At 73.3% G+C, this 22685-nt stretch carries 21 protein-coding genes; 17 read left to right on the top strand and 4 right to left on the bottom strand.

Annotation, left to right across the window (positions count from 1 at the left end; all coding sequences use genetic code 11):
- The first annotated feature begins 39 nt into the window (after positions 1-39).
- Both DC008_RS05865 and DC008_RS05860 read left to right on the top strand, forming a co-directional pair.
- A complete protein-coding gene (locus tag DC008_RS05865; RefSeq protein WP_108706021.1) occupies positions 40-591 on the top strand; it encodes a TetR/AcrR family transcriptional regulator in 552 nt (183 codons plus the stop codon).
- Positions 588-2120, top strand: a complete 1533-nt coding sequence (locus DC008_RS05860; protein WP_108706020.1) for an MFS transporter — start codon at positions 588-590, stop codon at positions 2118-2120. Before DC008_RS05865 ends, DC008_RS05860 begins: the two co-directional genes overlap by 4 nt.
- 25 nt (positions 2121-2145) lie before the next feature.
- Here DC008_RS05860 and DC008_RS05855 read toward each other — a convergent pair whose 3' ends face one another.
- Positions 2146-2820 carry a lysophospholipid acyltransferase family protein gene (locus DC008_RS05855; RefSeq protein WP_055625369.1) on the bottom strand — a complete coding sequence of 225 codons (675 nt, stop codon included), beginning with the start codon at positions 2818-2820 and terminating at the stop codon, positions 2146-2148.
- A gap of 398 nt (positions 2821-3218) precedes the next feature.
- On the opposite strand from DC008_RS05855, the gene DC008_RS05850 reads away from it, so the two are divergent.
- The 3 genes from DC008_RS05850 to DC008_RS05840 all read left to right on the top strand — a co-directional run bounded on the left by DC008_RS05850 (position 3219) and on the right by DC008_RS05840 (position 5544).
- Positions 3219-4418, top strand: coding sequence for a glycerophosphodiester phosphodiesterase (locus DC008_RS05850; protein WP_108706019.1), 1200 nt, complete (start codon positions 3219-3221; stop codon positions 4416-4418).
- 74 nt (positions 4419-4492) lie between these two features.
- On the top strand, positions 4493-5002 hold the full coding sequence (locus tag DC008_RS05845) for a sigma-70 family RNA polymerase sigma factor (protein WP_108706018.1): 510 nt from the start codon (positions 4493-4495) through the stop codon (positions 5000-5002).
- A gap of 44 nt (positions 5003-5046) precedes the next feature.
- On the top strand, positions 5047-5544 hold the full coding sequence (locus DC008_RS05840; protein ID WP_108706017.1) for a GNAT family N-acetyltransferase: 498 nt from the start codon (positions 5047-5049) through the stop codon (positions 5542-5544).
- Here the strand turns inward: DC008_RS05840 and DC008_RS05835 are convergent.
- Both DC008_RS05835 and DC008_RS05830 read right to left on the bottom strand, forming a co-directional pair.
- Entirely contained in the window at positions 5531-5950 is a 420-nt protein-coding gene (locus tag DC008_RS05835; RefSeq protein ID WP_108706016.1) for a hypothetical protein, read from the bottom strand. The genes DC008_RS05840 and DC008_RS05835 overlap by 14 nt on opposite strands.
- 1 nt (position 5951) lies before the next feature.
- Positions 5952-6311: a hypothetical protein gene (locus DC008_RS05830; RefSeq protein ID WP_108706015.1), complete on the bottom strand. Its 360-nt coding sequence runs from the start codon at positions 6309-6311 to the stop codon at positions 5952-5954.
- A gap of 71 nt (positions 6312-6382) precedes the next feature.
- Here DC008_RS05830 and DC008_RS05825 point away from each other — a divergent pair, with 71 nt between their 5' ends.
- From DC008_RS05825 to DC008_RS05785, 9 genes are all read left to right on the top strand, one after another.
- Complete coding sequence (locus tag DC008_RS05825; protein ID WP_108706014.1) at positions 6383-7030, top strand: HAD-IA family hydrolase; 648 nt, start codon at positions 6383-6385, stop codon at positions 7028-7030.
- A 369-nt stretch (positions 7031-7399) separates the two neighbouring features.
- Positions 7400-8437, top strand: a complete 1038-nt coding sequence (locus DC008_RS05820; RefSeq protein WP_055625362.1) for a methionine ABC transporter ATP-binding protein — start codon at positions 7400-7402, stop codon at positions 8435-8437.
- Positions 8434-9159, top strand: coding sequence for a methionine ABC transporter permease (locus DC008_RS05815; RefSeq protein ID WP_055625361.1), 726 nt, complete (start codon positions 8434-8436; stop codon positions 9157-9159). The genes DC008_RS05820 and DC008_RS05815 overlap by 4 nt, the downstream gene beginning before the upstream one ends.
- A 70-nt stretch (positions 9160-9229) precedes the next feature.
- Positions 9230-10063, top strand: coding sequence for a MetQ/NlpA family ABC transporter substrate-binding protein (locus DC008_RS05810; RefSeq protein WP_108706013.1), 834 nt, complete (start codon positions 9230-9232; stop codon positions 10061-10063).
- 162 nt (positions 10064-10225) lie between these two features.
- Positions 10226-10864: a GNAT family N-acetyltransferase gene (locus tag DC008_RS05805; RefSeq protein ID WP_055625359.1), complete on the top strand. Its 639-nt coding sequence runs from the start codon at positions 10226-10228 to the stop codon at positions 10862-10864.
- 114 nt (positions 10865-10978) lie between these two features.
- Positions 10979-12190: a precorrin-6y C5,15-methyltransferase (decarboxylating) subunit CbiE gene (gene cbiE / locus DC008_RS05800; protein WP_108706012.1), complete on the top strand. Its 1212-nt coding sequence runs from the start codon at positions 10979-10981 to the stop codon at positions 12188-12190.
- Positions 12191-12557: 367 nt separating this feature from the next.
- Positions 12558-16397 carry a nicotinate-nucleotide--dimethylbenzimidazole phosphoribosyltransferase gene (cobT, locus tag DC008_RS05795; RefSeq protein WP_108706011.1) on the top strand — a complete coding sequence of 1280 codons (3840 nt, stop codon included), beginning with the start codon at positions 12558-12560 and terminating at the stop codon, positions 16395-16397.
- Between the two features lie 162 nt (positions 16398-16559).
- Positions 16560-17792 carry a uroporphyrinogen-III C-methyltransferase gene (gene cobA, locus DC008_RS05790; RefSeq protein WP_108706010.1) on the top strand — a complete coding sequence of 411 codons (1233 nt, stop codon included), beginning with the start codon at positions 16560-16562 and terminating at the stop codon, positions 17790-17792.
- Positions 17793-17867: 75 nt separating this feature from the next.
- On the top strand, positions 17868-18686 hold the full coding sequence (locus DC008_RS05785) for a TrmH family RNA methyltransferase (protein ID WP_108706009.1): 819 nt from the start codon (positions 17868-17870) through the stop codon (positions 18684-18686).
- Between the two features lie 217 nt (positions 18687-18903).
- Here DC008_RS05785 and DC008_RS05780 read toward each other — a convergent pair whose 3' ends face one another.
- Positions 18904-20313 carry a serine/threonine-protein kinase gene (locus DC008_RS05780; RefSeq protein WP_164492433.1) on the bottom strand — a complete coding sequence of 470 codons (1410 nt, stop codon included), beginning with the start codon at positions 20311-20313 and terminating at the stop codon, positions 18904-18906.
- Between the two features lie 653 nt (positions 20314-20966).
- Between DC008_RS05780 and DC008_RS05775 the strand changes: the two genes are divergently transcribed.
- The 3 genes from DC008_RS05775 (at position 20967) to DC008_RS05765 (ending at position 22664) form a co-directional block, all read left to right on the top strand.
- Positions 20967-21158 (top strand): hypothetical protein, encoded by a 192-nt coding sequence (locus DC008_RS05775; protein ID WP_055623822.1) that lies wholly within the window; start codon positions 20967-20969, stop codon positions 21156-21158.
- A gap of 189 nt (positions 21159-21347) precedes the next feature.
- Positions 21348-22292: a phosphotransferase family protein gene (locus tag DC008_RS05770; RefSeq protein ID WP_108706007.1), complete on the top strand. Its 945-nt coding sequence runs from the start codon at positions 21348-21350 to the stop codon at positions 22290-22292.
- A gap of 81 nt (positions 22293-22373) precedes the next feature.
- Positions 22374-22664 (top strand): TFIIB-type zinc ribbon-containing protein, encoded by a 291-nt coding sequence (locus DC008_RS05765; protein ID WP_079033786.1) that lies wholly within the window; start codon positions 22374-22376, stop codon positions 22662-22664.
- Positions 22665-22685 lie beyond the last annotated feature (21 nt).

The raw sequence follows: 22685 nt of genomic DNA, 5'->3' as shown, positions 1-22685 counted from the left end.
GATGAGACATCTCTGTCTCACATGGGTTAATCTCGTGTCATGGCTGTCGATCGTGAACACGTGCTGCGCAGTGCCGCGGCCCTGCTGACCCGCAAGGCCACCGCGACCATGGACGAGGTCGCCAAGGCCGCCGGGATCAGCCGCGCCACCCTGCACCGGCAGTTCGCGGGCCGCGACGCGCTCGTGCGCGCCCTGGAGTCCCTGGGCATCGCCGAGTGCGAGGCCGCGCTGGACGTGGCCGACCTCGACAGCGGCTCCGCCGCCGACGCCGTACGCCGGCTCGTGCGCGCCGTCGAGCCCGCCGCGGGACTCCTCGCCTTCCTCTACACGGAGAACCAGCTCTACGAGGGCGAGCGGATCAACCCCGGCTGGACGGCGATCGACGACCGTATCGCCGCCCTGTTCCGGCGCGGACAGCTCGCCGGGGAGTTCCGTATCGACCTGACCCCGGCCTGGCTCACCGAGGCGCTGTTCGGCCTCATGGCCTCCGGCGCCTGGATGGTGCAGAGCGGCAAGGGAGCCCCCCGGGACTTCCACCACATGATCGTCGGGCTGCTGCTCGGCGGCGCACTCAGGAGAGAGGAATCATGACCAGCACCCTGCGGCCGGCGGAGACGACCGAGGCGGTGACCGCGCGCCCGGGCCGTTGGCTCGCGCTGTCCGTCCTCGTCCTCGCCGTGCTGCTGGTGGCCGTCGACGCGACCGTCCTCGGTCTCGCGACCCCCTACATCAGCGAGGACCTCCAGCCCTCCGGCACCCAGCTCCTGTGGATAGGCGACGTCTACTCGTTCGTGATCGCGGGCCTGCTCGTGTCCATGGGCAGCCTCGGCGACCGCATCGGCCGCAAGCGGATCCTGCTCGTCGGCGCCACGGCGTTCGGCGTGCTGTCCGTCCTGAACGCCTACGCCACGAGCCCGGAGATGCTGATCGCCGCCCGGGCGCTGCTCGGCGTCGCGGGCGCCACGCTGATGCCCGCGACCCTCGCCCTGATCCGCAACCTCTTCCACGACCCGCGCGAGCGCAGCCTCGCGATCGGCATCTGGGGCGCCACGGCGTCCGCGGGCACCGCCGTCGGCCCGATCGCCGGCGGATTCCTGCTCGAGCACTTCTGGTGGGGCTCGGTCTTTCTGATCAACCTGCCCGTGATGGCGGTCCTGGTCCTCGTCGGCGCCCGGATGCTGCCGGAGTCGCGCAACCCGGCGCCGGGTCCCTGGGACCTGCCCAGCGTCCTGCTGTCGCTGCTCGGCATGATCGGAGTCGTCTACGCCGTCAAGGAGGCCGCCGCGCACGGCTTCACCTGTGTCACGCCCGCCGCGGGCCTCGTGGGAGTGGCCGCGCTGTACGGCTTCGTCCGGCGCCAGCTCACCCTGCCGGCGCCGCTGCTCGACATGCGGCTGTTCCGGCACCGGGGCTTCAGCGGCGCGGTCCTGGCCGACCTGCTCACCATCCTCGGCCTGTCCGGGCTGGTGTTCTTCCTGTCGCAGTTCCTGCAACTGGTGCAGGGCAGGGGACCGCTCGAAGCGGGTCTGGCCGAACTGCCCGCCGCGATCGGCGCGGTGGTGGCCGGTCTGATCGCGGGCCGTGCGGCCCGGCGGTTCTCGGTACGGGCGGTCGTCTCGGCCGGTCTCGCCGCGATCGGCGTCGCGCTCGCCGTGCTCACGGTGGTCGACCGGACCACGGGCTACCCCCTGCTGGGCGCGGCCCTCCTCGTGGTCGGCGTCGGCGCGGGCTTCTCCTTCACCGTGACGTCCGACGTCATCCTGTCCTCCGTACCGAAGGAACAGGCGGGCGCCGCGTCCGCGGTGTCGGAGACGGCGTACGAACTCGGCGCGGCCCTGGGCATCGCGGTGCTCGGCTCGATCGTCACCGGCGTCTACCGGGACTTCACCGGCCCGGCCGGTACCCCGGCCGAGGCGCACGAGTCCCTGGGCGGAGCGGTCGAGGCGGCGGCGGGTCTGCCCGCCCCTACGTCCGAGGCGATGCTGGACGCGGCCCGTACGGCCTTCGTGGATGGCCTCGCGCTCGCGGCGGGCGCCGGAGCGGCGGTGCTCCTGGCGGCGGCGGTGGCGGCGTGGTTCCTGCTGCGCGGTCAGCGACTGGACGACTCGCCGTCCCGGTGAGGACGGCCCCGGCGGTGGGGCGGGGTTACGCGGCTTCCTTGGCCTTGCTGGCGTACATGTCCACGTACTCCTGCCCGGACAGCCGCATGACCTCGGCCATCACGGAGTCGGTCACCGCCCGCAGCACATAGCGGTCGCGGTCCATGCCCTCGTAGCGGGAGAACTCCATCGCCTCGCCGAAGCGCACGGTCACCTTGCCCGGGCGGGGCATCCCGGCGCCGCCCGGCTGGAGCTTGTCCGTGCCGACCATGGCGAACGGCACGACCGGCGCGCCCGTCATCAGCGTCAGACGGGCGATGCCGGTACGGCCCCGGTAAAGGCGGCCGTCGGGGGAGCGGGTGCCCTCCGGGTAGATGCCGAAGACCTTACCCTCCTCCAGGATCCGGCGTCCGGTCATCAGCGCGGCCACGCCGCCCCGCCCGCCGTCCCGGTCCACCGGGATCATGCCGACGCCGGTGAAGAACCAGGCCATGAGGCGGCCCTTGAGGCCCTTGCCGGTGACGTACTCGTCCTTGCCGATGAAGAGGACCTGCCGGTCGCAGACCAGCGGAAGGATCATCGAGTCGATGAACGTCAGGTGGTTGCCGGCCAGGATGACCGGACCGTCGCCGGGGATGTGCTCCGCGCCCTCCACCTGTGGGCGGAACATCAGGCGCATGATCGGTCCGAGCACTGCCTTGATGAGCGCGAAGCGGGACAACGGGCCCTCCGGTGTCAAGGGATTCATCTCTGTCTGTGCAGGTGAGGACGATACTCGCGGTCCCCGCGATCCCGCACATCGGGTACGCCGACTTCACCGAGGTCTTACTCGCCGTTGACGTGCGTTTACCTGCGGTGACGCCTTGTGGTCGGCTCGAAACGTGTCCGCAACGGTGTGACGGACGTCGCTCGGCCGACGCGCCCCGGGTTCCCCCGCTCGGGCGTGGCGAACCCGTGGGGAAGCCGAGAGATGTCAGTGGCGTGTCCGACGGTCCGTCACCACCCCACCCCCATACGCCATCCCGTGTCACCCGCGTGTTCGGCCCTGGGTCTCCCATCTGTCATGCACGCGCACCTACGATCGGCGCGCACCGACGCAACGAGGCAGGAAGGGCGCTCATGGGAACCCAGGACAACGAGCAGACCGCCACCACCCGACGGCGGACTCTTCTCGGCGCGGCCGTACTCGGGGCGGGAGGCGTCCTCGGGCTCTCCGGCCAGGCGGCCGCCGCCGGCGGCGGGCTCGGGGGCGCCGCACAGGGGAGCGGCGGGCACGGCGGCGGACTGAAGAGCCTGCCCAAGCCGACGATCATCGGGCACCGCGGCGCCAGCGGCTACCGGCCCGAGCACACCCTCGGCTCCTACCAGCTGGCCCTCGACATGGGGGCCGACATCGTCGAGGCCGGCGACCTCGTCCCCACCCGGGACGGGCATCTCGTCTGCCGGCACGAACCGGAGATCGGCGGTACGACCGACGTCGCGAGCCGTCCCGAGTTCGCCGGCCGGAGAAGGACCAAGTCGCTGGACGGGGTCGCCACGACCGGCTGGTTCACCGAGGACTTCACGCTGGCCGAGCTGAAGACGCTGCGCGCGACCGAGCGCATCCCGGCCAACCGCCCGCACAACACCCTCTACGACGGCCGCTGGGAGATCCCCACCTTCGAGGAGGTCCTCGACTGGCAGGACGAGCAGACCCGCCGTCGCGGGAAGCAGGTCTGGATCTACCCCGAGCTCAAGCACCCCACCTACTTCCGTGAGCAGGGCCTCGGCCTGGAGGAGCGGGTCGCCAAGGTGCTGCGCAAGCACCGCAAGGACCGGCGGGACTCGCCCGTCGTCCTCCAGTCGTTCGAGCCCACCAGCGTCCAGCGCATGAACCGGCTCGTCGACAACCCGCTCGTCGTCCTGCTCTCCGGCGCGGACAGCCGCCCCTGGGACTTCGAGACGACGGGGGACCCGCGCACCGTCGCCGACCTGATCACCCCGGCCGGACTGCGGGAGATCGCCTCCTACGCACAGGGCATCGGCCCCACCCTGGACCTGGTCATCCCCAAGGACGCGGCCGGCAGGCTCACCGAGCCCACCACGCTGGTGCGGGACGCGCACAAGGTGGGCCTGCTCCTGCACCCCTACACGATGCGCAACGAGAACCCGTTCCTGCCCGCGGACTTCCGCAAGGGCACCGACCCGGACGCCTACGGCGACGTCTTCGGCGCCTACCGCACCTACTTCGCCACCGGTATCGACGGAGTCTTCACCGACAACCCCGACACCGGCCTGCTGGCCCGCCAGGACTTCGCGAACCGCATCGTCAACCACTGACGCATGAGCCCCGGTTGGGGTGACCTCCGGCCGTCCGGGCAACCCCGCGCCCGGGCGGCCCCGTCCTGCCGCACATGAGGGACGACCTGGTGACCACCCTGAGCCCGCTGCTCGCCGCCGAGGCCCGGGCGGAGGCGGCGGCCTCCGGAGACGAGCCGGCCGACCTGGAACAGGCGGTCTGGCTGCGCCTCCTGGAACACCTCGACGCGGACGGCCCGCCCGCCGACCCGCACGCCTGGCTGCGCCGCGCCGTCCGCTCCGAGTCCCGCCGCAGCCGCCGTACGGCCCGGCGCGAACGGCCCTACGAGCGCGAGCCCGCCGCGGACACCGAGCGGCACGACCCGGAGGGCCTCGCACTGGCCGCCGCGCGCCGCCGTGCCCTGCGCGACGCGGTCCGCCGGCTGCCCGGCCGCTGCCCCCGGCTGCTGGAGGCGCTGCTGTCCCCGGACGACCCGACCTACCGCGAGATCGCGGGGGAGTTGGGTATCTCACAGGGCAGTCTCGGCCCGGAACGTTCCAGATGCCTGGGATGTCTGCGCCGATTGCTGACGCCGGAGGTTGCGGCCCGCAGTGCGCGGGGATAGGAGTGAGGACTACCGGTGATCAGGTGAGCGGGAGGCGTGCGCACATGGGCATGAGCGTGACCATCTCTGCGGCGACCGAGCAGGACGCGGAGCAGATCTTCAGGCTGCAGTACCTGTGCTTCCAGAGCGAAGCCGCGCTGTACGGCAACTACCGCATCGCCCCGCTGGTCCAGAGCCTGGACTCGGTCCGGGCCGAGGTCGACGCGGACTGCGTGTTCGTGGCCCGGCTCGGCGAGGAGGTCGTCGGCTCGGTCCGCGGCCATGTCACCGAGGACGGCGCCGCCGCCATCGGCAAGCTCTGCGTCCACCCCCGCCTCCAGGGCCACGGCATCGGCGCCCGGCTGCTGCGCGCGGCCGAGGCCGCCCTGACCGAACAGCGCGGCGCCAAGCGCTTCCGCCTGGAGGCCGGCCACCGCAGCGAGGGCAACCTCCGCCTCTACCGCAAGGTCGGCTACGAGCGGGTCGGCACCTCGCAGGGCGCGGACGGCGTCCCGATGATCGTCCTGGAGAAGGAGGCGGGCGCCTACGTCACGACGGCGTGACGGCGCGGGCCCGGCGCAGCCAGTACAGGGCCGACAGCGGCAGCAGGACCGGGATGAAGAGATAGCCCATGCCGTAGTCGGACCACACGGTCGCGTCGGGGAAGGCCGACGGGTCCGCCAGGGTCCAGGTGCCGACGACGAGGACGCCCACGAGCTCGGCGGCGCAGCACACCAGCGCCGCCCTGCGGGCCCGCTCCCCGCCGCGCACCAGCGTGTACGTGATGAAGCCGTACACCACACCGGCCACCGCGGACAGCGTGTAGGCGAGCGGGGCCCGGCCGAAGTCCGTCGCGATCTGGTACGCCGAGCGCGACACGGCCCCGACGACCATCACGCCGTACAGCCAGACCAGCAGCACACCGGGCCCGCTGATCAGCCGTGCCGGCCCGTCCTCGGTCGTGGCCATCTCAGCCTCCCCAGATGTCATAGAGCCGCACCTCCAGCACGGCCAGCACCACCCCGCCCGCGGCGACCGTCACCGAGCCCCACTTGGACCGCTCCGCCAGCGACATGAAGCCCGCCGCCGGGACACAGGCGAACGCGCCCAGCAGATACGCCACGAAGATCGTCGTGCCCTGCTCCGGCTCCTCGCCCCGCGCCAGCAGCACGATCCCGGCGATCAGCTGCACCAGCGCCAGCACCGTCACGACGGCCATGCCGATGAAGTGCCAGTCCTTCGTCGGCTGGTCACGGGAGGCGGCCCAGCCGCACCACGCGGCGAGCAGCAGCGCGGCGACACCGGTCACCAGCATCAGGGCAGCGAACATGCCGGTGAGCCTATTACGGGCCAAAAGGCCTGATGCGGCCGCCCCCGGACAGCGGTCGTAGGGTCGGGGGCATGAAGATCCGTGCACAGGCCCTCCTGTTCGACAACGACGGCACCCTCGTCTCCTCCCTCGCCTCCGTGGACCGCTGCTGGACGCGCTGGGCCGCGGAGTACGGCGTCACGGAGGCGTTCGGCAGGATCGAGCTGCACGGCCGCCCGGCCGTCGAGATAGTCGCCGACCTGCTGCCCGCCGCACGCGTCCCCGAGGCGCTCGCCCGGATCGAGGCGCTGGAGGTCGAGGACGTCCCGAACGACGGCGTCCACCTGCTGCCCGGCACCCGGGACTTGCTCGACGCGCTGCCCGCCGACCGCTGGGCCGTCGTCACCTCCGCCACCCGACGGCTCGCCGAGGCCCGGCTCGACGCGGTCGGCATCCTGCCCAAGACGATGGTGACCGCCGACGACATCACGCGCGGCAAGCCCGACCCCGAGCCCTATCTGCTCGCCGCCCGGGAACTGGGCGTCGACCCGGCCGGCTGCGTCGTCCTCGAGGACGCCCCCGCGGGTCTCGCGGCCGGCCGCGCCGCCGGGATGACGACCGTGGCGTTGACCACAACCCACCAGGCCCACGAGCTCGACGCCGACCTCGTGGTGAAGGACCTCTCGGCCTTGTCCGCGCTGGTCGGCGACGGCGCCGTGGAGATCTCCGCGCGCGTCTGACCCTGTCCGCCGCTGTCCACCATGCGGACAGCGGCGGCCGGTAAGGACCGTACGTCTGCTTTACTGATCGCATGACCACCACGAGCAGCCGCATTTCCGCGACCGAGGCGCCCCTGACGCCCGGTGCTCGTTGTATGTGTCGAATGTGCGCCTTCTAGAGGGCCCCCGCACCATCCGAGCCTCGCGCCCCGAAGCGAGCCCGCTCAGGTCCGCCCGCCCCGGGTTCCAGGACTGAGCCACGCCCCCGCGCACACGTTCTCCGCGTTCACCCCTGTCACGGGACCGTGCCGCGCCCGGCTGCCTTCGACCACGTATGCCCCGTGCCCGGCGACCACGACGCGCCGCGCACTCGACAGTGACGGAACTCCAGTGATCACCACTTCGGGCCTGACCAAGGTCTACCGCTCGCGCGGCCGCGAGGTCACCGCCCTCGACGGCGTCGATCTCCACGTCCGCGAAGGCGAGGTGTACGGCGTCATCGGCCAGTCCGGCGCCGGCAAGTCCTCGCTCATCCGCTGCGTCAACCTGCTCGAACGCCCCACCTCCGGCACCGTGACCGTCGCCGGCCAGGACCTCACCGCCCTCGCCGGACGCGGCCCCCGGGCCGGCCGGGAGCTGCGGCGGGCGCGCAGCCGGATCGGCATGGTCTTCCAGCACTTCAACCTGCTGTCCTCGCGGACCGTCCAGGACAACGTCGAGCTGCCGCTCGAAATCCTCGGCAAGTCCGGGAAGGAACGTTCCCGCAAGGCGCTGGAACTGCTCGACCTCGTCGGCCTCGCCGACAAGGCCAAGTCCTACCCCGCCCAGCTCTCCGGCGGCCAGAAGCAGCGCGTCGGCATCGCCCGCGCCCTGGCCGGCGACCCCAAGGTGCTGCTCTCCGACGAGGCCACCAGCGCCCTGGACCCGGAGACCACCCGATCGATCCTCCAGCTGCTGCGCGACCTGAACCGGCAACTGGGCCTGACCGTCCTGCTCATCACCCACGAGATGGACGTCGTGAAGTCGATCTGCGACTCCGCCGCGCTGATGGAGCGGGGCCGGATCGTCGAGTCCGGCACCGTCGGCGAACTGCTCGCCACCCCCGGCTCCGAACTGGCCTCCGCCCTGTTCCCGGTGGGCGGCGAGGCCTCCGCCGACGACCGCACCGTCGTCGACGTCACCTTCCACGGCGAGGCCGCCACCCAGCCGGTCATCTCCCAGCTCTCGCGCACCTACAACATCGACATATCGATCCTCGGTGCCGCCATCGACACCGTCGGCGGCCTCCAGGTCGGCCGGATGCGCATCGAACTGCCCGGCCGCTACGAGGACAACGTCGTGCCCATCGGCTTCCTGCGCGAACAGGGCCTCCAGATCGACGTCCTGGGCCAGGAGCCCGTACTGCTGAAGGAAGGTGCCCGGCTGTGACCTGGTCCGAGATGCAGCCCCTGCTGGAACAGGCGTGTTGGGACACCCTCTACATGGTCGGCTGGTCCACGCTGATCGCCGTGGTCGGCGGCCTCCCGCTGGGCATCCTGCTCGTCCTCACCGACCGCGACGGACTCCTGCAGAACGTCGTCGCCAACAAGGTCATCGGGCAGATCGTGAACATCGCCCGGTCCATGCCGTTCATCATCCTGATGGTCGCGCTGATGACCTTCACCCGCTGGGTCACCGGCACGACCATCGGCCGCGAGGCCGCCATCGTGCCCCTCGCCATCGGCGCGATCCCGTTCTTCGCACGGCTGGTCGAGACGGCCGTCCGCGAGGTCGACGGCGGACTCGTCGAGGCCGTGCAGGCCATGGGCGGCAACACCTGGACCGTGGTCCGCAAGGTCCTCGTCCCCGAGTCGCTGCCGTCCCTCATCGCCAGCACCACGACCACGATCGTCGCCCTCATCGGCTACTCGGCCATGGCCGGCACGGTCGGCGCCGGCGGCCTCGGCGACATCGCCATTCGCTACGGCTTCCAGCGCTTCGAGACCGAGCTGATGTGGATCACGGTGGCGATCCTCGCCGTCGTCATCTCCCTCATCCAGGCCGCCGGCGACTTCGCGGCCCGCTCGCTGCACCACCGGGGCGGCCGCTCCGGGCCCGCGCCCAGGCTGCGCCTGCTGAAGGCCGCCACCGCCACGAGCAAGACCGTCTAGTCGCGCTCGCCCCCCTGAACTCCCCGGGCACCCATGCCGGGGTCGCACCACCCTAGGAAAGGCACTTTTCGTGCGTAACACCGCCAAGATCACCACCGCCGCCCTCGCCGTCGGAGCCCTCACCCTCGGGCTCACCGCCTGCGGCTCGGACAACGACTCCGCCTCCGACGCGAACGCCCCGCTCAAGGTCGCCGCCACGCCGACCCCGCAGGGCGAGATCCTCACCTACATCAAGGACAACCTCGCGAAGAAGGCCGGCCTCGACCTCGAGGTCAAGGAGTTCACCGACTACGTGACGCCGAACACGGCCGTCCAGCAGGGCGAGGTCGACGCCAACTACTTCCAGCACCAGCCGTACCTGGACGACTTCAACAAGAAGAACGGCACCGACATCGTCGCCGTGCCGAACGCCACGGTGCACCTGGAGCCCCTCGGCGTCTACTCCAAGGGCGTCAAGAAGCTCGCGGACCTCGAGAAGGGCGCCACCGTCGCCCTGCCGAACGACACCACCAACGAGGCCCGCGCGCTCAAGCTGCTCGAGGCCAACGGCGTGATCGAGCTGAAGGCGGGCGTGGGCTACGAGGCGACCCCCAAGGACATCGCCTCCAACCCGAAGAACCTGAGCTTCAAGGAGCTGGAGGCGGCCCAGCTGCCCCGCTCCCTCGCCGACGTCGACGCCGCCGTGATCAACGGCAACTACGCGCTCGAGGCCGACCTCAGCCCCGCCGAGGACGCCATCGCGGCCGAGTCCCCCAAGGACAACCCGTACGGCAACTTCCTCGCCGTGAAGAAGGGCAACGAGGACGACCCGCGCGTCGAGAAGCTCGCCAAGCTGCTCACCTCGCCCGAGGTGAAGAAGTTCATCGAGGACAAGTACGACGGCGCCGTCGTCGCCTCCTTCTGAGCCGTCGGACCGTCATCTGACGGGGCGTTCGACGCGTATCGCCCACCACGGGGTCCACACCTTCACCGGGTGCGGACCCCGTGGTGCGGTTCAGTGCTTTCATGCTGCATGCTGGGCAGTTCGCAGGCCCTGAAGGTATTTCCGACGGTTACGGAGCGGCGCATGACTGGCACCTTCCCCACCATCTCCATCAGCACGGAGCGGTTGGTGCTGCGTCCCCTCGACGAGGACGACGTGCCCGCACTGGCCGAGATGATGAACGACGAACAGGTCGGCGCCTGGACCGACGTGCCGCAGCCCTTCACCGAGGACAGCGCGCGCTCCTGGATCACCGAACACGCGCCCGCCGAGCGGGAGGCCGGCCGCGGACTCGACCTCGCCGTCACCGAGTTCCTCACCCAGCGCCTGGTCGGCATCGTCCAACTGGCCAAGACCAACTGGCACGTACGCGCCACCGAACTCTCCTACATCGTCGCCCCCTGGGCCCGCGGCGAGGGCTACGCCTCCGAGGCCGCCCTCGCCACCGCCCAATGGCTGTTCGCCGACCAGAAGTTCGAGCGCATCGAGCTGCGCACCGCCGCCGACAACACCGCCTCCCAGCAGGTCGCCCAGAAGATCGGCTGCATCAGCGAGGGCGTCCTGCGCAACGCCTGCATAGCCCACGTGCGCACCGAGGACGGCACCTGGACCGATGTGCGCACCGACTTCATCGTCTGGAGCCTCCTCCCCGAGGACCTCGACGGCGCCGGGGACCACCTGGCCGGATCCGGCGGTTTCACCTCCTACGGCGAGTGGAACTGACCCGGAGCCGATCCCCGGGCCCCGGCGGCGGCCCCGCCCCGACCAGGTACCCTCACGAGGCCCGGTCCTCGGGCTCCCCATGACGACCTGCGCGACACCAGGAGACTGACGACGATGGCCGACCGCGTCACGGTGATCGGCTGGGACGGCTCGCCGCTGACCGCCGCGGCACGCTCCGCCCTCGGCGCGGCCACCCTCGTGGCCGGCGCCGGCCACCATCTGGCGCTCCCCGAGGTGCCCCCGAACGCCGAGCGCATCCGCCTGGGCAGCGTCGCCCTCGCCGCCCGCCGCGTCGCCGGCCACCGCGGCACCGCGGTCGTCCTGGCCGACGGCGACCCCGGCTTCTTCGGCGTCGTACGCACCCTGCGGGCACCCGAGTTCGGCCTGGAGGTCGAGGTCGTCCCCGCCGTGTCCTCGGTGGCCACCGCCTTCGCCCGCGCCGGGATGCCCTGGGACGACGCACAGGTGGTCGTGGCACACCCGCGCACCCTGCGACGCGCGGTGAATGTGTGCCGGGCCCACACCAAGGTCGCCGTGCTCACCTCGCCCGGCGCGGGCCCCGCCGAACTCGGCCTGCTCCTGGAGGGCGTCCACCGCACCTTCGTGATCTGCGAGGAACTCGGCACCGACCGTGAGCAGGTCACCGTCGTCACCTCCGACAAGGCCGCCGACCACACCTGGCGCGACCCCAACGTCGTCATCGTCGCCGGCGGCACCGCCCCCGCGCCCGACGGCATCGGCTGGATCGCCGGCCGCGACCCCTCCACCGGCCCGCGCGGCTGGACGCTGCCCGCACAGGCGTACGGCGGCCTCATGGGCGAGGGCGAGCTCGAACCCCTGCGCGCCGCCCAACTCGCCCGGCTCGGCCCGCGCGTCGGCGACCTCGTCTGGGACATCGGCTGCGGCAGCGGTGCCTTCGCCACCGAGGCCGCACGGGCCGGCGCGGCCGTCATCGCCGTCGACAGCGACCCCCGCGCCTGTGAGCGCACGGAGGCGAACGCGCGCGCCTTCGGCGTACAGACCCAGATCGTCCACGGCACCGCCCCGCACGTCCTGGAGGACCTCCCCGAACCGGACGTCGTCCGCGTCGGCGGCGGAGGGGCGGCCGTCGTCTCCGCCGTCGCCGACCGGCGCCCGCAGCGCATCGTCACCCACGCCGCCACCCGGGACGCCGCCGAGCTCATCGGCCGCGATCTCACGGAGCACGGCTACGACGTCGAGTGCGCCCTGCTGCAGTCCGTCGAACTCGACACGCGGGCCTGGACGGAACGCGAACGGAGCGTTGCGTTCCTGCTCAGCGGGGTACTGCCCGATCGCACGGTGTGACCGTCCGACCATCCCCGTGATCCTGTTGTCGTACCGCTCGCGGTAGGCTGGCCGATCGTTGTACCGCACGCGGGCGCCCGGCAGTTCGTCGGTCGATGTCCGGAAAAACGCTCCCTGTTCGGGGCGTGTGTGGTACGGCGGAACCGGAGGACGCGCAACGTGGCGCAGTCCACAGCGGCCCGTCGCGGATCAGCCTGTCGCGACGGCCGAACGGCCACGACAATGCCACTCAATGGCTTTGTCGCCTTTTTTGGGCGGGTCGTTCGTGCCGCTGGGCTCGGACGCTCGTTCTTCATAGCGGGGGCGGTCGGTGCGCCGTCCCCGGTGGCTGGTCGTAGAAGCACTAACCGATGGGCGAGGGGTACGCATGACCGACACCGGCCAGGTCCCGGGCGAGGGACTGCCGGAGAGCGCAGGCATGGTGGAGCAGCCGGGCGTCCCCGCGGCGCCGGATGCGTACAGCTACCTCTCCGAGACTCCCGCTGAAGAAGAAGACCTGCTGCTGCCCGGCTCCCAGGGCGCCTGGGGCAACGAGGTCGCTCCACCCGCGCCGGAGCCGGTCGTCGAGGCCGTGCACGAGCCGGACGCGCACGAGCTCTCCGGCCGTGACAGCGGCTCCGTCGACCTGACCGGCGTCCGACTGCCCGGGCCCGCCACGCCCACGGCCCCGACGACGCCGATCCCTCCGATCACCCCCAGGCGGCCCCTGCACCTGGGCCCGCCCATCCCGGACACCTCCGCCAGCCCGGTCCGCTCGCTGGCCGACCGGGGCGCCGTCGGCATGCCGGCCCGCCAGCCGGGACCGGCCGTCCCCGAGTACGCCGAGACGGCGCAGGCCCCGGCGCCCGCGGGGGCCTGGGGTGCGCCCGTCCCCGGGCCGGTGACCGCGGAGGCCCAGACTGCCGAAACGGTTGTTCCGGTTCCGGTCGCAGAGCCGGTCGGGGCCGCGCAGGCGGTTGTGGCGCGCGTCGCCACCGAGGCCGGGGCCGCTGCCGCGCAGGTCGCTGAGGCTCAGGCGCCGGTGGGGCAGGACGAGACGTACGGTGCGCCGGAGCCGTCGCCCGAGCATGCGGCCGCTGATCCGGGGCAGGCCGGGGCGCCGACGCCGGTCGCGCATGAGGCGCAGGGTGACGCTGCCGCCGCCGATCCTGTTGGGCAGGAGCCCGGGGACGGGGGACAGGCCCAGCCGGTCGAGCCCGCCCCGCAGGACGTTCCGGTCGACGCCGTCCCGCAAGGGGTTCCGGCCGGCGAGCCCGCGCAGGTCCCGGTGGGGCCGGAGGGCCCCGAGGGCGCGGAGCACGGCGAGGTGCCGGTGCCCGAGGCCGTCGTACCGGAGGAGCCGCAGCCGGTGGCCGAGGCCGTCGTCGAGGCGGAGCCCGAAGGCGTCGTTCAGGAGGCGGTGGTCGTAGAGGCGCCCGAGGCCGCCTCGCAGGACACGGAGGCTCCGGCCGACGGTGAACTGCCCGCTCCCCATGCCGCAGAGGTTCCGGGCAGCACCGAGCCGGCCCAGGCCGTCCCCGAGGCCGAGCCCGCCGAGACCCCCGAGCCCGCCCCGGCGCATGCCTCACAGGCCATGGCAGAGGCGCACGTCCCGGAGCCCGCAGCGGAGGCACACGTCCCGGAGCCCGCAGCGGAGGCACACGCGCCGGAGCCCATCGCGGAGGCCTACGCCCCCGCCCAGGCGCTCCCGCCCCACGCCCCGGCCGGGGCCCTGGCCCCCGAGCCCCTCCCCGCCGAGCCGGAAGCAGGCGTTCAGCCCGGCGCCCCGGAGCAGGCCGAGCCGCCGGCGGACCAGGCAGCGCATCCCGAGCCGCGGACCGAGGCCCCCGCGCCGCAGGCACAGGCACAGGCCCCCGAACAGCCCGACCAGGCCCCCGCCGCCGAGGAGGCCGCCGTGCAGCCGAGCGAGCCCGCCCCGGCGGAGCAGTCGGCCCAGACGCCCGAGCCCCTGGCGGCACACGCCGGTCAGCCGTCGCCGGAGACCGCCCCCCAGGCCGACACAGCCGTCCCCGCCGAACCCGCGGAAACCGTCCAGCCGCTCGCCGCAGCGGCACCGGCACCGGCGATGGCCCCCATCCCGGACCAGCCCTCGGCCGAGCAGCAGCAGTACCTCGCCGAACCGGCCGGCCCCCAGCTCAGGCCGGCCGCCCACCCGGACGAGGCCGTGGCCGTGATGCCCGGTGCCGTCCCGCAGGAGCCGGCGCCCGGTCAGCCCCTCGGCCGGTTCGTCCCGGTCGAGGGCACCGTGCCGACCACGCCGCACCTCGCGCCCACCCCGCCGCAGCCGCTGATCCTGCCCACCGAGGAGCCGCAGGACCCCGCCGTCGCCGAGGTGCCCGCACCCCGCGAGGCCGACGCCGGGCTCGTCCAGCACGCCGACGACCTGGACACCCGGGCCGCCGACGAGGACCGGGCGGACCAGGACGCGCAGACCGAGGAGGTCCCGGCCGAGGCGGAGCCGCGCGGCAACGGCGGTCCCGCCGCGCCCGGCTACGACGACGCCGAGCGCGAGGCCGTCCTCAAGGTGATGCGCGAGCGCCGCGACATCCGCAACGGCTTCCGCAGCGACCCCATCCCGCACGAGGTGCTGCTCCGGGTCCTGGAGGCCGCCCACACCGCGCCCTCCGTCGGCCACTCCCAGCCCTGGGACTTCGTTGTCATCCGCTCCTCGGAGACCCGGCGCACCATGCACGAACTGGCCATGCGCCAGCGCGAGGCGTACGCCAAGTCGCTGCCCAAGGGCCGGGCCAAGCAGTTCAAGGAACTGAAGATCGAGGCCATCCTCGACACCCCGGTGAACATCGTCGTCACCGCCGACCCCACCCGCGGCGGCCGCCACACCCTCGGCCGGCACACCCAGCCGCAGATGGCGCCGTACTCCGCCGCCCTCGCGGTCGAGAACCTCTGGCTCGCCGCCCGCGCCGAGGGCCTCGGCGTCGGCTGGGTCAGCTTCTTCGACGAGCGCGAGATGGTCCGCGCCCTCGGCCTGCCCGAGCACCTGGAGGTCATCGCCTACCTGTGCGTCGGATACGTCGACGAGTTCCCGGACGAGCCCGAGCTGCTCCAGGCGGGCTGGTCCAAGCGCCGCCCGCTGTCCTGGGTCGTCCACGAGGAGACGTACGGCCGCCGCGCCCTGCCCGGCGAGGAGCCGCACGACCTGCTCGCCGAGACCGTCGCGCAGATCCGCCCGCTGGACGCCAAGGCGCTCGGCGAGGCGTGGGAGCGTCAGAAGCGCATGACCAAGCCGGCCGGCGCGCTCGGCATGCTGGAGATCATCTCCGCGCAGCTGTCGGGCCTGTCCCGGCAGTGCCCGCCGCCGATCCCGGAGCCCGCGGCCGTCGCGATCTTCGCAGGGGACCACGGTGTGCACGCCCAGGGCGTCACCCCCTGGCCGCAGGAGGTCACGGCCCAGATGGTCGCCAACTTCCTCGGCGGCGGCGCGGTCTGCAACGCCTTCGCCGCCCAGGTCGGCGCCGAGGTCTGCGTGGTCGACGTCGGCGTGGCAGCCGACCTCCCGGCGACCCCGGGCCTGCTGCCCCGCAAGGTCCGCGCCGGCACCGCCGACATGACGACCGGTCCCGCGATGTCCCGCGAGGAGGCCAAGCAGGCCATCGAGGTCGGCATCGAGACCGCCCGCGACCTGGTGGCGGCCGGCAACAAGGCCCTGCTGACCGGTGAGATGGGCATCGCCAACACCACGGCGTCCGCCGCGCTGATCTCCCTGTACACCGGGACCGACCCGGCCGAGGTCACCGGCCGCGGCACCGGCATCAACGACGAGACGCTGGCCCGCAAGACCGAAGTCGTCCGGCGTGCGCTGGACTTCCACCAGCCCGACCCGGCCGACCCCATCGGGGTCCTCGCCGCGATCGGCGGCCTGGAGCACGCCGCGCTCGTCGGCCTGCTGCTCGGCGGCGCCTCCCTGCGGACGCCCGTCATCCTGGACGGCGTGAGCGCCGGCGCCGCCGCACTGGTGGCCCGCGCGATCGCCCCCGAGGTGCTCGCCGCCTGCATCGCGGGTCACCGCAGCGCCGAACCCGGCCATGTGGCCGCCCTGAACAAGCTCGGTCTGCGCCCGCTGGTCGACCTCGACCTGCGGCTCGGCGAGGGCACGGGCGCGCTCCTGGCCCTCCCGCTCGTCCAGAGCACGGCCCGGGCGATGCACGAGGTGGCGACGTTCGACTCGGCGGGAGTCACCGAGAAGTAACCGCATGTCTGCGGGGACCCGGAGCCACGCGCTCCGGGTCCCCGCCATGTGCGCGCGAGCGCGCCCAGCCTTCGGACACCCGTACCGCCGCCCGCGCCCGCAGCATAAAATCCGCACGTCAGGGCATCGCCCCGCCGCCACCCCCAAGGGAGCCGCACCCTCATGGCCGAACACCCCGCCTATCCCGTAGGCCTGCGCCTGACCGGTCGCCGGGTCGTCGTCCTCGGCGGTGGCCAGGTCGCCCAGCGCCGCCTCCCGGCGCTCGTGGCGGCCGGCGCCGACATCCGGCTGGTGTCCCCCGAGGTGACCCCGTCGGTCGAGGCGATGGCGGACGCGGGGGAGCTCACCTGGGACCGGCGCCGCTACGAGGAGGGCGACCTCGCGGACGCCTGGTACGCCCTCATCGCCACCAGCGACCCCGAGGCGAACACGGCCGCCTCCGCCGAGGCCGAGCGGCACCGCGTGTGGTGCGTCCGCTCCGACGACGCCGACGCCGCGACGGCCTGGACCCCGGCCACCGGCCACAGCGAGGGTGTCACCGTCGCCGTCCTGACGACCGAGGCACGCGGCCGCGATCCCCGGCACACCGCCGCCATCCGTGACGCGGTCGTCGAGGGCCTGCGCGACGGCACGCTCGTCGCCCCGCACCACCGCACCCGCAAGGCGGGTGTCGCCCTGGTCGGCGGCGGTCCTGGCGACCCGGACCTGATCACCGTGCGCGGCCGCCGGCTGCTCGCCGAGGCCGACGTCGTCATCGCCGACCACCTCGGCCCGCGCGACCTCCTCGCCGAACTGCCGCCCGGCGTCGAGGTGATCGACGCGGCGAAGCTGCCGTACGGCAGGTTCATGGCGCAGGAGGCCATCAACGAGGCCCTCATCGAGCACGCCCGGCAGGGCAAGTCGGTCGTCCGCCTCAAGGGCGGCGACCCCTTCGTCTACGGCCGGGGCATGGAGGAGGTCCAGGCGCTCGCCGAGGCCGGTATCCCGTGCACGGTCGTACCCGGCATCTCCAGCTCGATCTCCGTGCCCGGCGCCGCCGGCATCCCGGTCACCCACCGGGGCGTGGCCCATGAGTTCACCGTGGTCAGCGGTCATGTCGCCCCCGACGACGAGCGGTCCCTGGTGGACTGGCCGTCCCTCGCCAAGCTGACCGGCACGCTGGTGATCCTCATGGGCGTCGGCACCCTCGGCAAGGTCGCCGAGACGCTCATGGCGCACGGCAAGTCCCCGGACACCCCGGTGGCGCTGGTCCAGGAGGGCACCACGGCCGGACAGCGCCGGGTCGACGCGACACTGGCCACGGCGGGCGCCGCGGTGGTCGAGCACGAGGTGAAGCCGCCCGCGGTCATCGTCATCGGCGACGTCGTGAAGGCGGGCCCGGCCCCCACCGCCTGAGCCATTCCGTAACCCGGGGTAACAGACCCTCTCCGCACCGTTGGCACCGCACCCAGGACAAGGCAGTATCACTCTGTGGCCGATCTCATCACCGTCGACGACCCCGACGACCCGCGTCTGCGCGACTACACGGGCCTGACCGACGTCGACCTGCGCCGACGGCGCGAGCCCGCCGAGGGCCTGTTCATCGCCGAGGGCGAGAAGGTCATCAGACGGGCCAAGGAGGCCGGCTACGAGATGCGCTCGATGCTGCTCTCCGCCAAGTGGATCGACGTGATGCGCGACGTCATCGACGAACTCCCGGCCCCCGTCTACGCGGTCAGCCCGGACCTCGCCGAACAGGTCACCGGCTATCACGTGCACCGGGGCGCGCTGGCGTCCATGCAGCGCAAGCCGCTGCCCGACGCGACCGAACTGCTGCGAAGCGCCCGCCGGGTCGTCGTGATGGAGGGGGTCAACGACCACACCAACATCGGCGCGATCTTCCGCTCCGCCGCGGCCCTCGGCATGGACGCCGTCCTGCTCTCCCCGGACTGCGCCGACCCGCTGTACCGCCGGAGCGTCAAGGTCTCCATGGGCGCGGTCTTCTCCGTGCCGTACGCCCGTCTGGACACCTGGCCCAAGGCGCTGGAGACGGTCCGCGAGGCCGGCTTCTCCCTCCTCGCCCTGACCCCGGACGAGAAGGCGAAGACCCTGGACGAGGCCGCCCCGCACCGGATGGACCGGGTCGCCCTGATGCTCGGCGCCGAGGGCGACGGCCTGTCCACCCAGGCCCTGGTCGCCGCCGACGAATGGGTCCGCATTCCGATGTCGCACGGCGTCGACTCGCTCAACGTCGGCGCGGCGGCCGCGGTCGCCTTCTACGCGGTCGCGACAGGCCGCCCCGACCTGTAGTCCTAGGGCGTGTTTCGAAAGTCCCGTCTGGCGCGCGACGTCTGGCACGGCACCTCGCCGCGTTGTCGGACCGTCCACGTACGTCCAGTACGCGGACGGTCCCCCGCCTTGCGATGCTCCCCCACTGCCTGAAGGGCGTGGGAGGTGCCCCCGGCACCAGACGCCGCGCGCCCCGCCCTCCGGGCGAACGACGCCACTTTCGAAACACGCCCTAGTCCTACTCCGGGATCTCGAACTCCGAGGAGTACCGCTCGTCCATCGTTCCGTGGTCCGGCGCCACCCGCTCCTGCGCGGGCGGCCCGCCGGTGCCGCCGAGGCCGCGGTCCGGGCCCTGGCAGCCCTGGGCGGCCGCGATCCCGAGCGCCACGAGCAGCGTCACCACGACGAACACGAACAGCCGCTGCCGCAGCAGCTGCGGATTGGCGGGCCGGCGCCCGGTCCCGGTGGGACGCGGCGCCTGACGCCCGGCGCCGCCGCGGGTCGTGGGCCGGCCGCCGTTGCCCCCGCGCGGATTGCCGCGCGGCGCGGGCGTCGGCCGGGACCCCGCGCGGGACGCGGAGCCGCCACCGGTCCGCGATGCGGGACCACCACCGGTCCGCGGCGCGGAACCGTCCCGGGCGGGCCCGGGCACCCGTCCCGCGCCCCCGCCGCGCGGTCCGGCCGCGCCGCCCCGGGGCGGCGGAGTGCCTGGCGAGCGCCGCTGCACCCGCTGCGGTTCGGGATAGGTCTCGGCGAGCCGGCCGGTCACCCGGTCCGCCTCGGCGGCACGCTGCGCCGGCGGGCGTACGTCCCCGAGGTCCTGCGCCTCCCGCGCGGCGATCTCCTTCAGCCGCAGCGAGAGCTGGAGCGTGCTGGGCCGTTCCTCGGGGTCCTTCGCCAGACAGGCGCGCACGAGCGGCGCGAGGGCGTCGGGCACCCCGTGCAGCTGCGCCTCCTCGTGCACGACGCGGTACAGCATCACCTCGGAACTGCCGTGCCCGAACGGCGAGTCACCCATCGACGCGTACGCGAGCGTCGCACCGAGCGAGAAGACGTCCGTGGCCGGCGTGACGGCGGCGCCGCGCACCTGCTCCGGTGCGAGGAAGCCGGGCGAGCCGACCGCCGTCCCGACATGGGTGAGGGTCGAGGCGCCGGTGGCCCAGGCGATGCCGAAGTCGATGATCCGCGGCCCCTTGGGGGACAGCAGGATGTTGGACGGCTTCAGATCCCGGTGCACGACCCCGGCCTCGTGGACCGCGACCAGCCCCTCGGACAGCGCGGCCCCCACCGCCGCGACCTCCGCCGCGCCGAGCGGGCCCTCGTCGGCGACCTTGTCGTGCAGGGAGGGGCCGGGCACGTACTGCGTGGCGAACCACGGACGGTCCGCCTCCAGATCGGCGGCCACCAGCCGGGCCGTACACCCGCCCCGGATCCGCCGTGCCGCCGAGACCTCCCGCGCGAACCGGGAGCGGAACTCCTGGTCCTCCGCCAGATCGGGCCGGATCACCTTGAGCGCGACCCGCTGCCCCTTCTTGTCGGAGCCCAGGTACACGACGCCCATTCCGCCCGCGCCCAGCCGTCTGTGAAGCCTGAACGATCCGACGACGCGCGGGTCCTCGCGCCTCAGGCGCATCATCGCCATGTTCATCCCCGCTGCCCGGTCCGTGTGACGTGCCACAGCTTACGTTTCCACGGCCCGCCGTGCGCAGAGGCCGCGCCCTCTCGGCCCGGTGGATTGTCGGGCGCGGACCGGGAAGGTGAAAGGTGGTCAGAGCGCCGACCGCTCAAGCGACTTCACCTCGGACGGTCCGTCAATCTCCGGCCGGGCAACGGCGGTTGGGGCCGGACAGGAGACCGGTGTGCCGGGAGTGACGGGGGAGGGGGACACGAGCCGTACGGCGGGGTCGGCGGCGGGCGGAAGAGGAACCCCCGGAAAGATCGCGGTCCCATCCACCGTCACCGAGTGAGCGATGTCACCCGGAAGGCGAGACAACGCCCGGTCCGTGCCACCGCACGACCTGTGTCCTCCTCGAGAGCCCCCTCGGACACCCGGAGAAACCGGGCGGACCGGGCGCCCCCTCCGGGAAGACCCCGAGACCCGCGCACCCGTCTCCACCCAGGGGAGTACACCGCCCGCGAGGGCTCATCCTCCGGGAGGCCCGCCAATCGGTACGAGGGCATGACGTGCGGAACGGGCCGCGCCCCTAGATTTGAGGTCAAGCGGCGGGTGCAGCACTCGTCCCCCGAGGTCAGACGCCCGCCGCTGCAGACGAACATCCGACACAGGTCAGGAGAGGGGCCATGGCCCAGACGGCACCGCGGGCACTGATCCGCACCCAGGCGCGCACCGCGCCGCGCCGCCAGGGCCGCCGCCACCCGCTGGTGGCGACACTGATGGCCCTTCCCCTGGCGGCCCTGCTCCTCCTCGTCTTCGACGGGTGGGAGACGGTGGCCACACAGGCGTCGTCCGTGGGTGTGATGCTGGGGCGCTGAGCGGCGACCCCAGGCCCGGAAGAGCGGTCCGGGCGGGGACATCCCATCCATGAAACCCCGTGGGGACGGGGGTGCGGCGGACGGCACAGATGCCGGCGCAGCTGGGGAGCTGCGCCGGCATTGCTCTTGCCCGGCACCGCGGGCGGCCACGTACGCTCGCTCCAGCCGACCCGCCTGCGAGGGACCGAAGTGACCGCCCATTCCCTGTTGTCCGGCCTCGCCGCGCGCGCCGAGGTCTCGGCCCACTCCCGCGCTCCCGACTGCGGGTCGTGTGCGGCCGTCACCCTCGCCGACCGCCCCGACGCCACCGTCGTCCGGCACGCCGGCACCGTGGCCAAGGCCCACCCGCCGGACAGCACCCCGGCCGACCTGGTCCCCCGCCTCACCACCGCCGCGGGCCTCCCCGGCCTCCTCCTGCCCCCGCTCACCCCCGCGCCCGCCGACCTGCACGGCCGGCTCGTCACCTGCTGGCCGTACGGCCGTCCCGTGGACCCCGCCGACCCCGACGCGGCTCCCTGGGAGGAGGCCGCGGCGCTGCTCGCCGGGCTGCACCGCGCGCCCGTCCCGGCCGGGCCGCCCGTGATGCGGGGACCGGCGAAGGCCGCGCTCGCCGTGACTCGGCTCCGCTCCGCCACCGGCACCCCGCGCCCGGCGGCGTCCACCGTTCTGCGCGCCTGGGACGCCCTCCCGGCCTGGGCCCGCGCCGAGGCCCCGCAGCCGGCCCCGGGCGCCCTGTGCCACGGCGACTTCCACCTCGGCCAGCTCGTCCGGCACCCGGCGCCGGACGGGCCGTGGCTGCTGATCGACGTCGACGACCTCGGCACTGGCGTCCCCGCCTGGGACCTGGGCCGCCCGGCCGCCTGGTACGCCTGCGGACTGCTGGAACCCGACGAGTGGAGTCGCTTCCTCGCCGCCTACCGGGCCGCCGGCGGCCCCGCCGTCCCGGCCGAAGGAGACCCCTGGTCGGCGCTGGACGTCCCGGCCCGTGCCCTCACCGTGCAGACCGCCGCCCGCGCGATCACCAAGGCGACCGCCGAGGGGCGGGCCCTGGACGAGGTCGAGCAGTGCCTGGTGGACGCCTGTGACCGAATGGTGCCCGTCCCGCCCGAGTTGACCCAGGGCACCCCGAAGTAGGGTGCAACCGACCGCAGCCGGGCAGAGTCTGTCCAGGCGAGACGCGAAGCAGAACCGACCGGCGAGGAGTTGAGCCGAACGATGCAGTGTCCGAAGTGCCATGCGCCGATGCACACCTACAACCGCAACGGCGTGCAGATAGAGCAGTGCAGCGGCTGCCGGGGGATCTTCCTCGACTACGGCGAGCTGGAGGCGCTGACCCGGCTGGAGTCCCAGTGGACCCAGCCGGCCCCGCCGCCCCCGGCCGCTCCGCAGGCCTACCCGGCCGCCGCCCCGCAGGCCCCGGCGTGGGGCGCTCCGCACGGCGGGCACGGCGCCCACTACGGCAACCGCCGCCACAAGAGCTTCGGCCACATGCTGTTCTCCAGCTGAGCCGCCAGGCCACGAAGAAGC

Origin of the sequence: Streptomyces nigra, assembly GCF_003074055.1 — a bacterium.
GTDB lineage: Bacteria > Actinomycetota > Actinomycetes > Streptomycetales > Streptomycetaceae > Streptomyces > Streptomyces nigra.
This window is presented reverse-complemented; position numbering and strand designations above follow the sequence as displayed.

What these genes read in the sequence shown, in the direction of transcription:
- DC008_RS05865 (WP_108706021.1), top strand. Translation starts at nt 40, where the DNA reads ATGGCTGTCGATCGTGAACACGTGCTGCGCAGTGCCGCGGCCCTGCTG.
- DC008_RS05860 (WP_108706020.1), top strand. Translation starts at nt 588, where the DNA reads ATGACCAGCACCCTGCGGCCGGCGGAGACGACCGAGGCGGTGACCGCG.
- DC008_RS05850 (WP_108706019.1), top strand. Translation starts at nt 3,219, where the DNA reads ATGGGAACCCAGGACAACGAGCAGACCGCCACCACCCGACGGCGGACT.
- DC008_RS05845 (WP_108706018.1), top strand. Translation starts at nt 4,493, where the DNA reads ATGAGGGACGACCTGGTGACCACCCTGAGCCCGCTGCTCGCCGCCGAG.
- DC008_RS05840 (WP_108706017.1), top strand. Translation starts at nt 5,047, where the DNA reads ATGGGCATGAGCGTGACCATCTCTGCGGCGACCGAGCAGGACGCGGAG.
- DC008_RS05835 (WP_108706016.1), bottom strand. Translation starts at nt 5,950, where the DNA reads ATGGCCACGACCGAGGACGGGCCGGCACGGCTGATCAGCGGGCCCGGT.
- DC008_RS05830 (WP_108706015.1), bottom strand. Translation starts at nt 6,311, where the DNA reads ATGTTCGCTGCCCTGATGCTGGTGACCGGTGTCGCCGCGCTGCTGCTC.
- DC008_RS05825 (WP_108706014.1), top strand. Translation starts at nt 6,383, where the DNA reads ATGAAGATCCGTGCACAGGCCCTCCTGTTCGACAACGACGGCACCCTC.
- DC008_RS05805 (WP_055625359.1), top strand. Translation starts at nt 10,226, where the DNA reads ATGACTGGCACCTTCCCCACCATCTCCATCAGCACGGAGCGGTTGGTG.
- cbiE (WP_108706012.1), top strand. Translation starts at nt 10,979, where the DNA reads ATGGCCGACCGCGTCACGGTGATCGGCTGGGACGGCTCGCCGCTGACC.
- cobT (WP_108706011.1), top strand. Translation starts at nt 12,558, where the DNA reads ATGACCGACACCGGCCAGGTCCCGGGCGAGGGACTGCCGGAGAGCGCA.
- cobA (WP_108706010.1), top strand. Translation starts at nt 16,560, where the DNA reads ATGGCCGAACACCCCGCCTATCCCGTAGGCCTGCGCCTGACCGGTCGC.
- DC008_RS05780 (WP_164492433.1), bottom strand. Translation starts at nt 20,313, where the DNA reads ATGAACATGGCGATGATGCGCCTGAGGCGCGAGGACCCGCGCGTCGTC.
- DC008_RS05775 (WP_055623822.1), top strand. Translation starts at nt 20,967, where the DNA reads ATGGCCCAGACGGCACCGCGGGCACTGATCCGCACCCAGGCGCGCACC.
- DC008_RS05765 (WP_079033786.1), top strand. Translation starts at nt 22,374, where the DNA reads ATGCAGTGTCCGAAGTGCCATGCGCCGATGCACACCTACAACCGCAAC.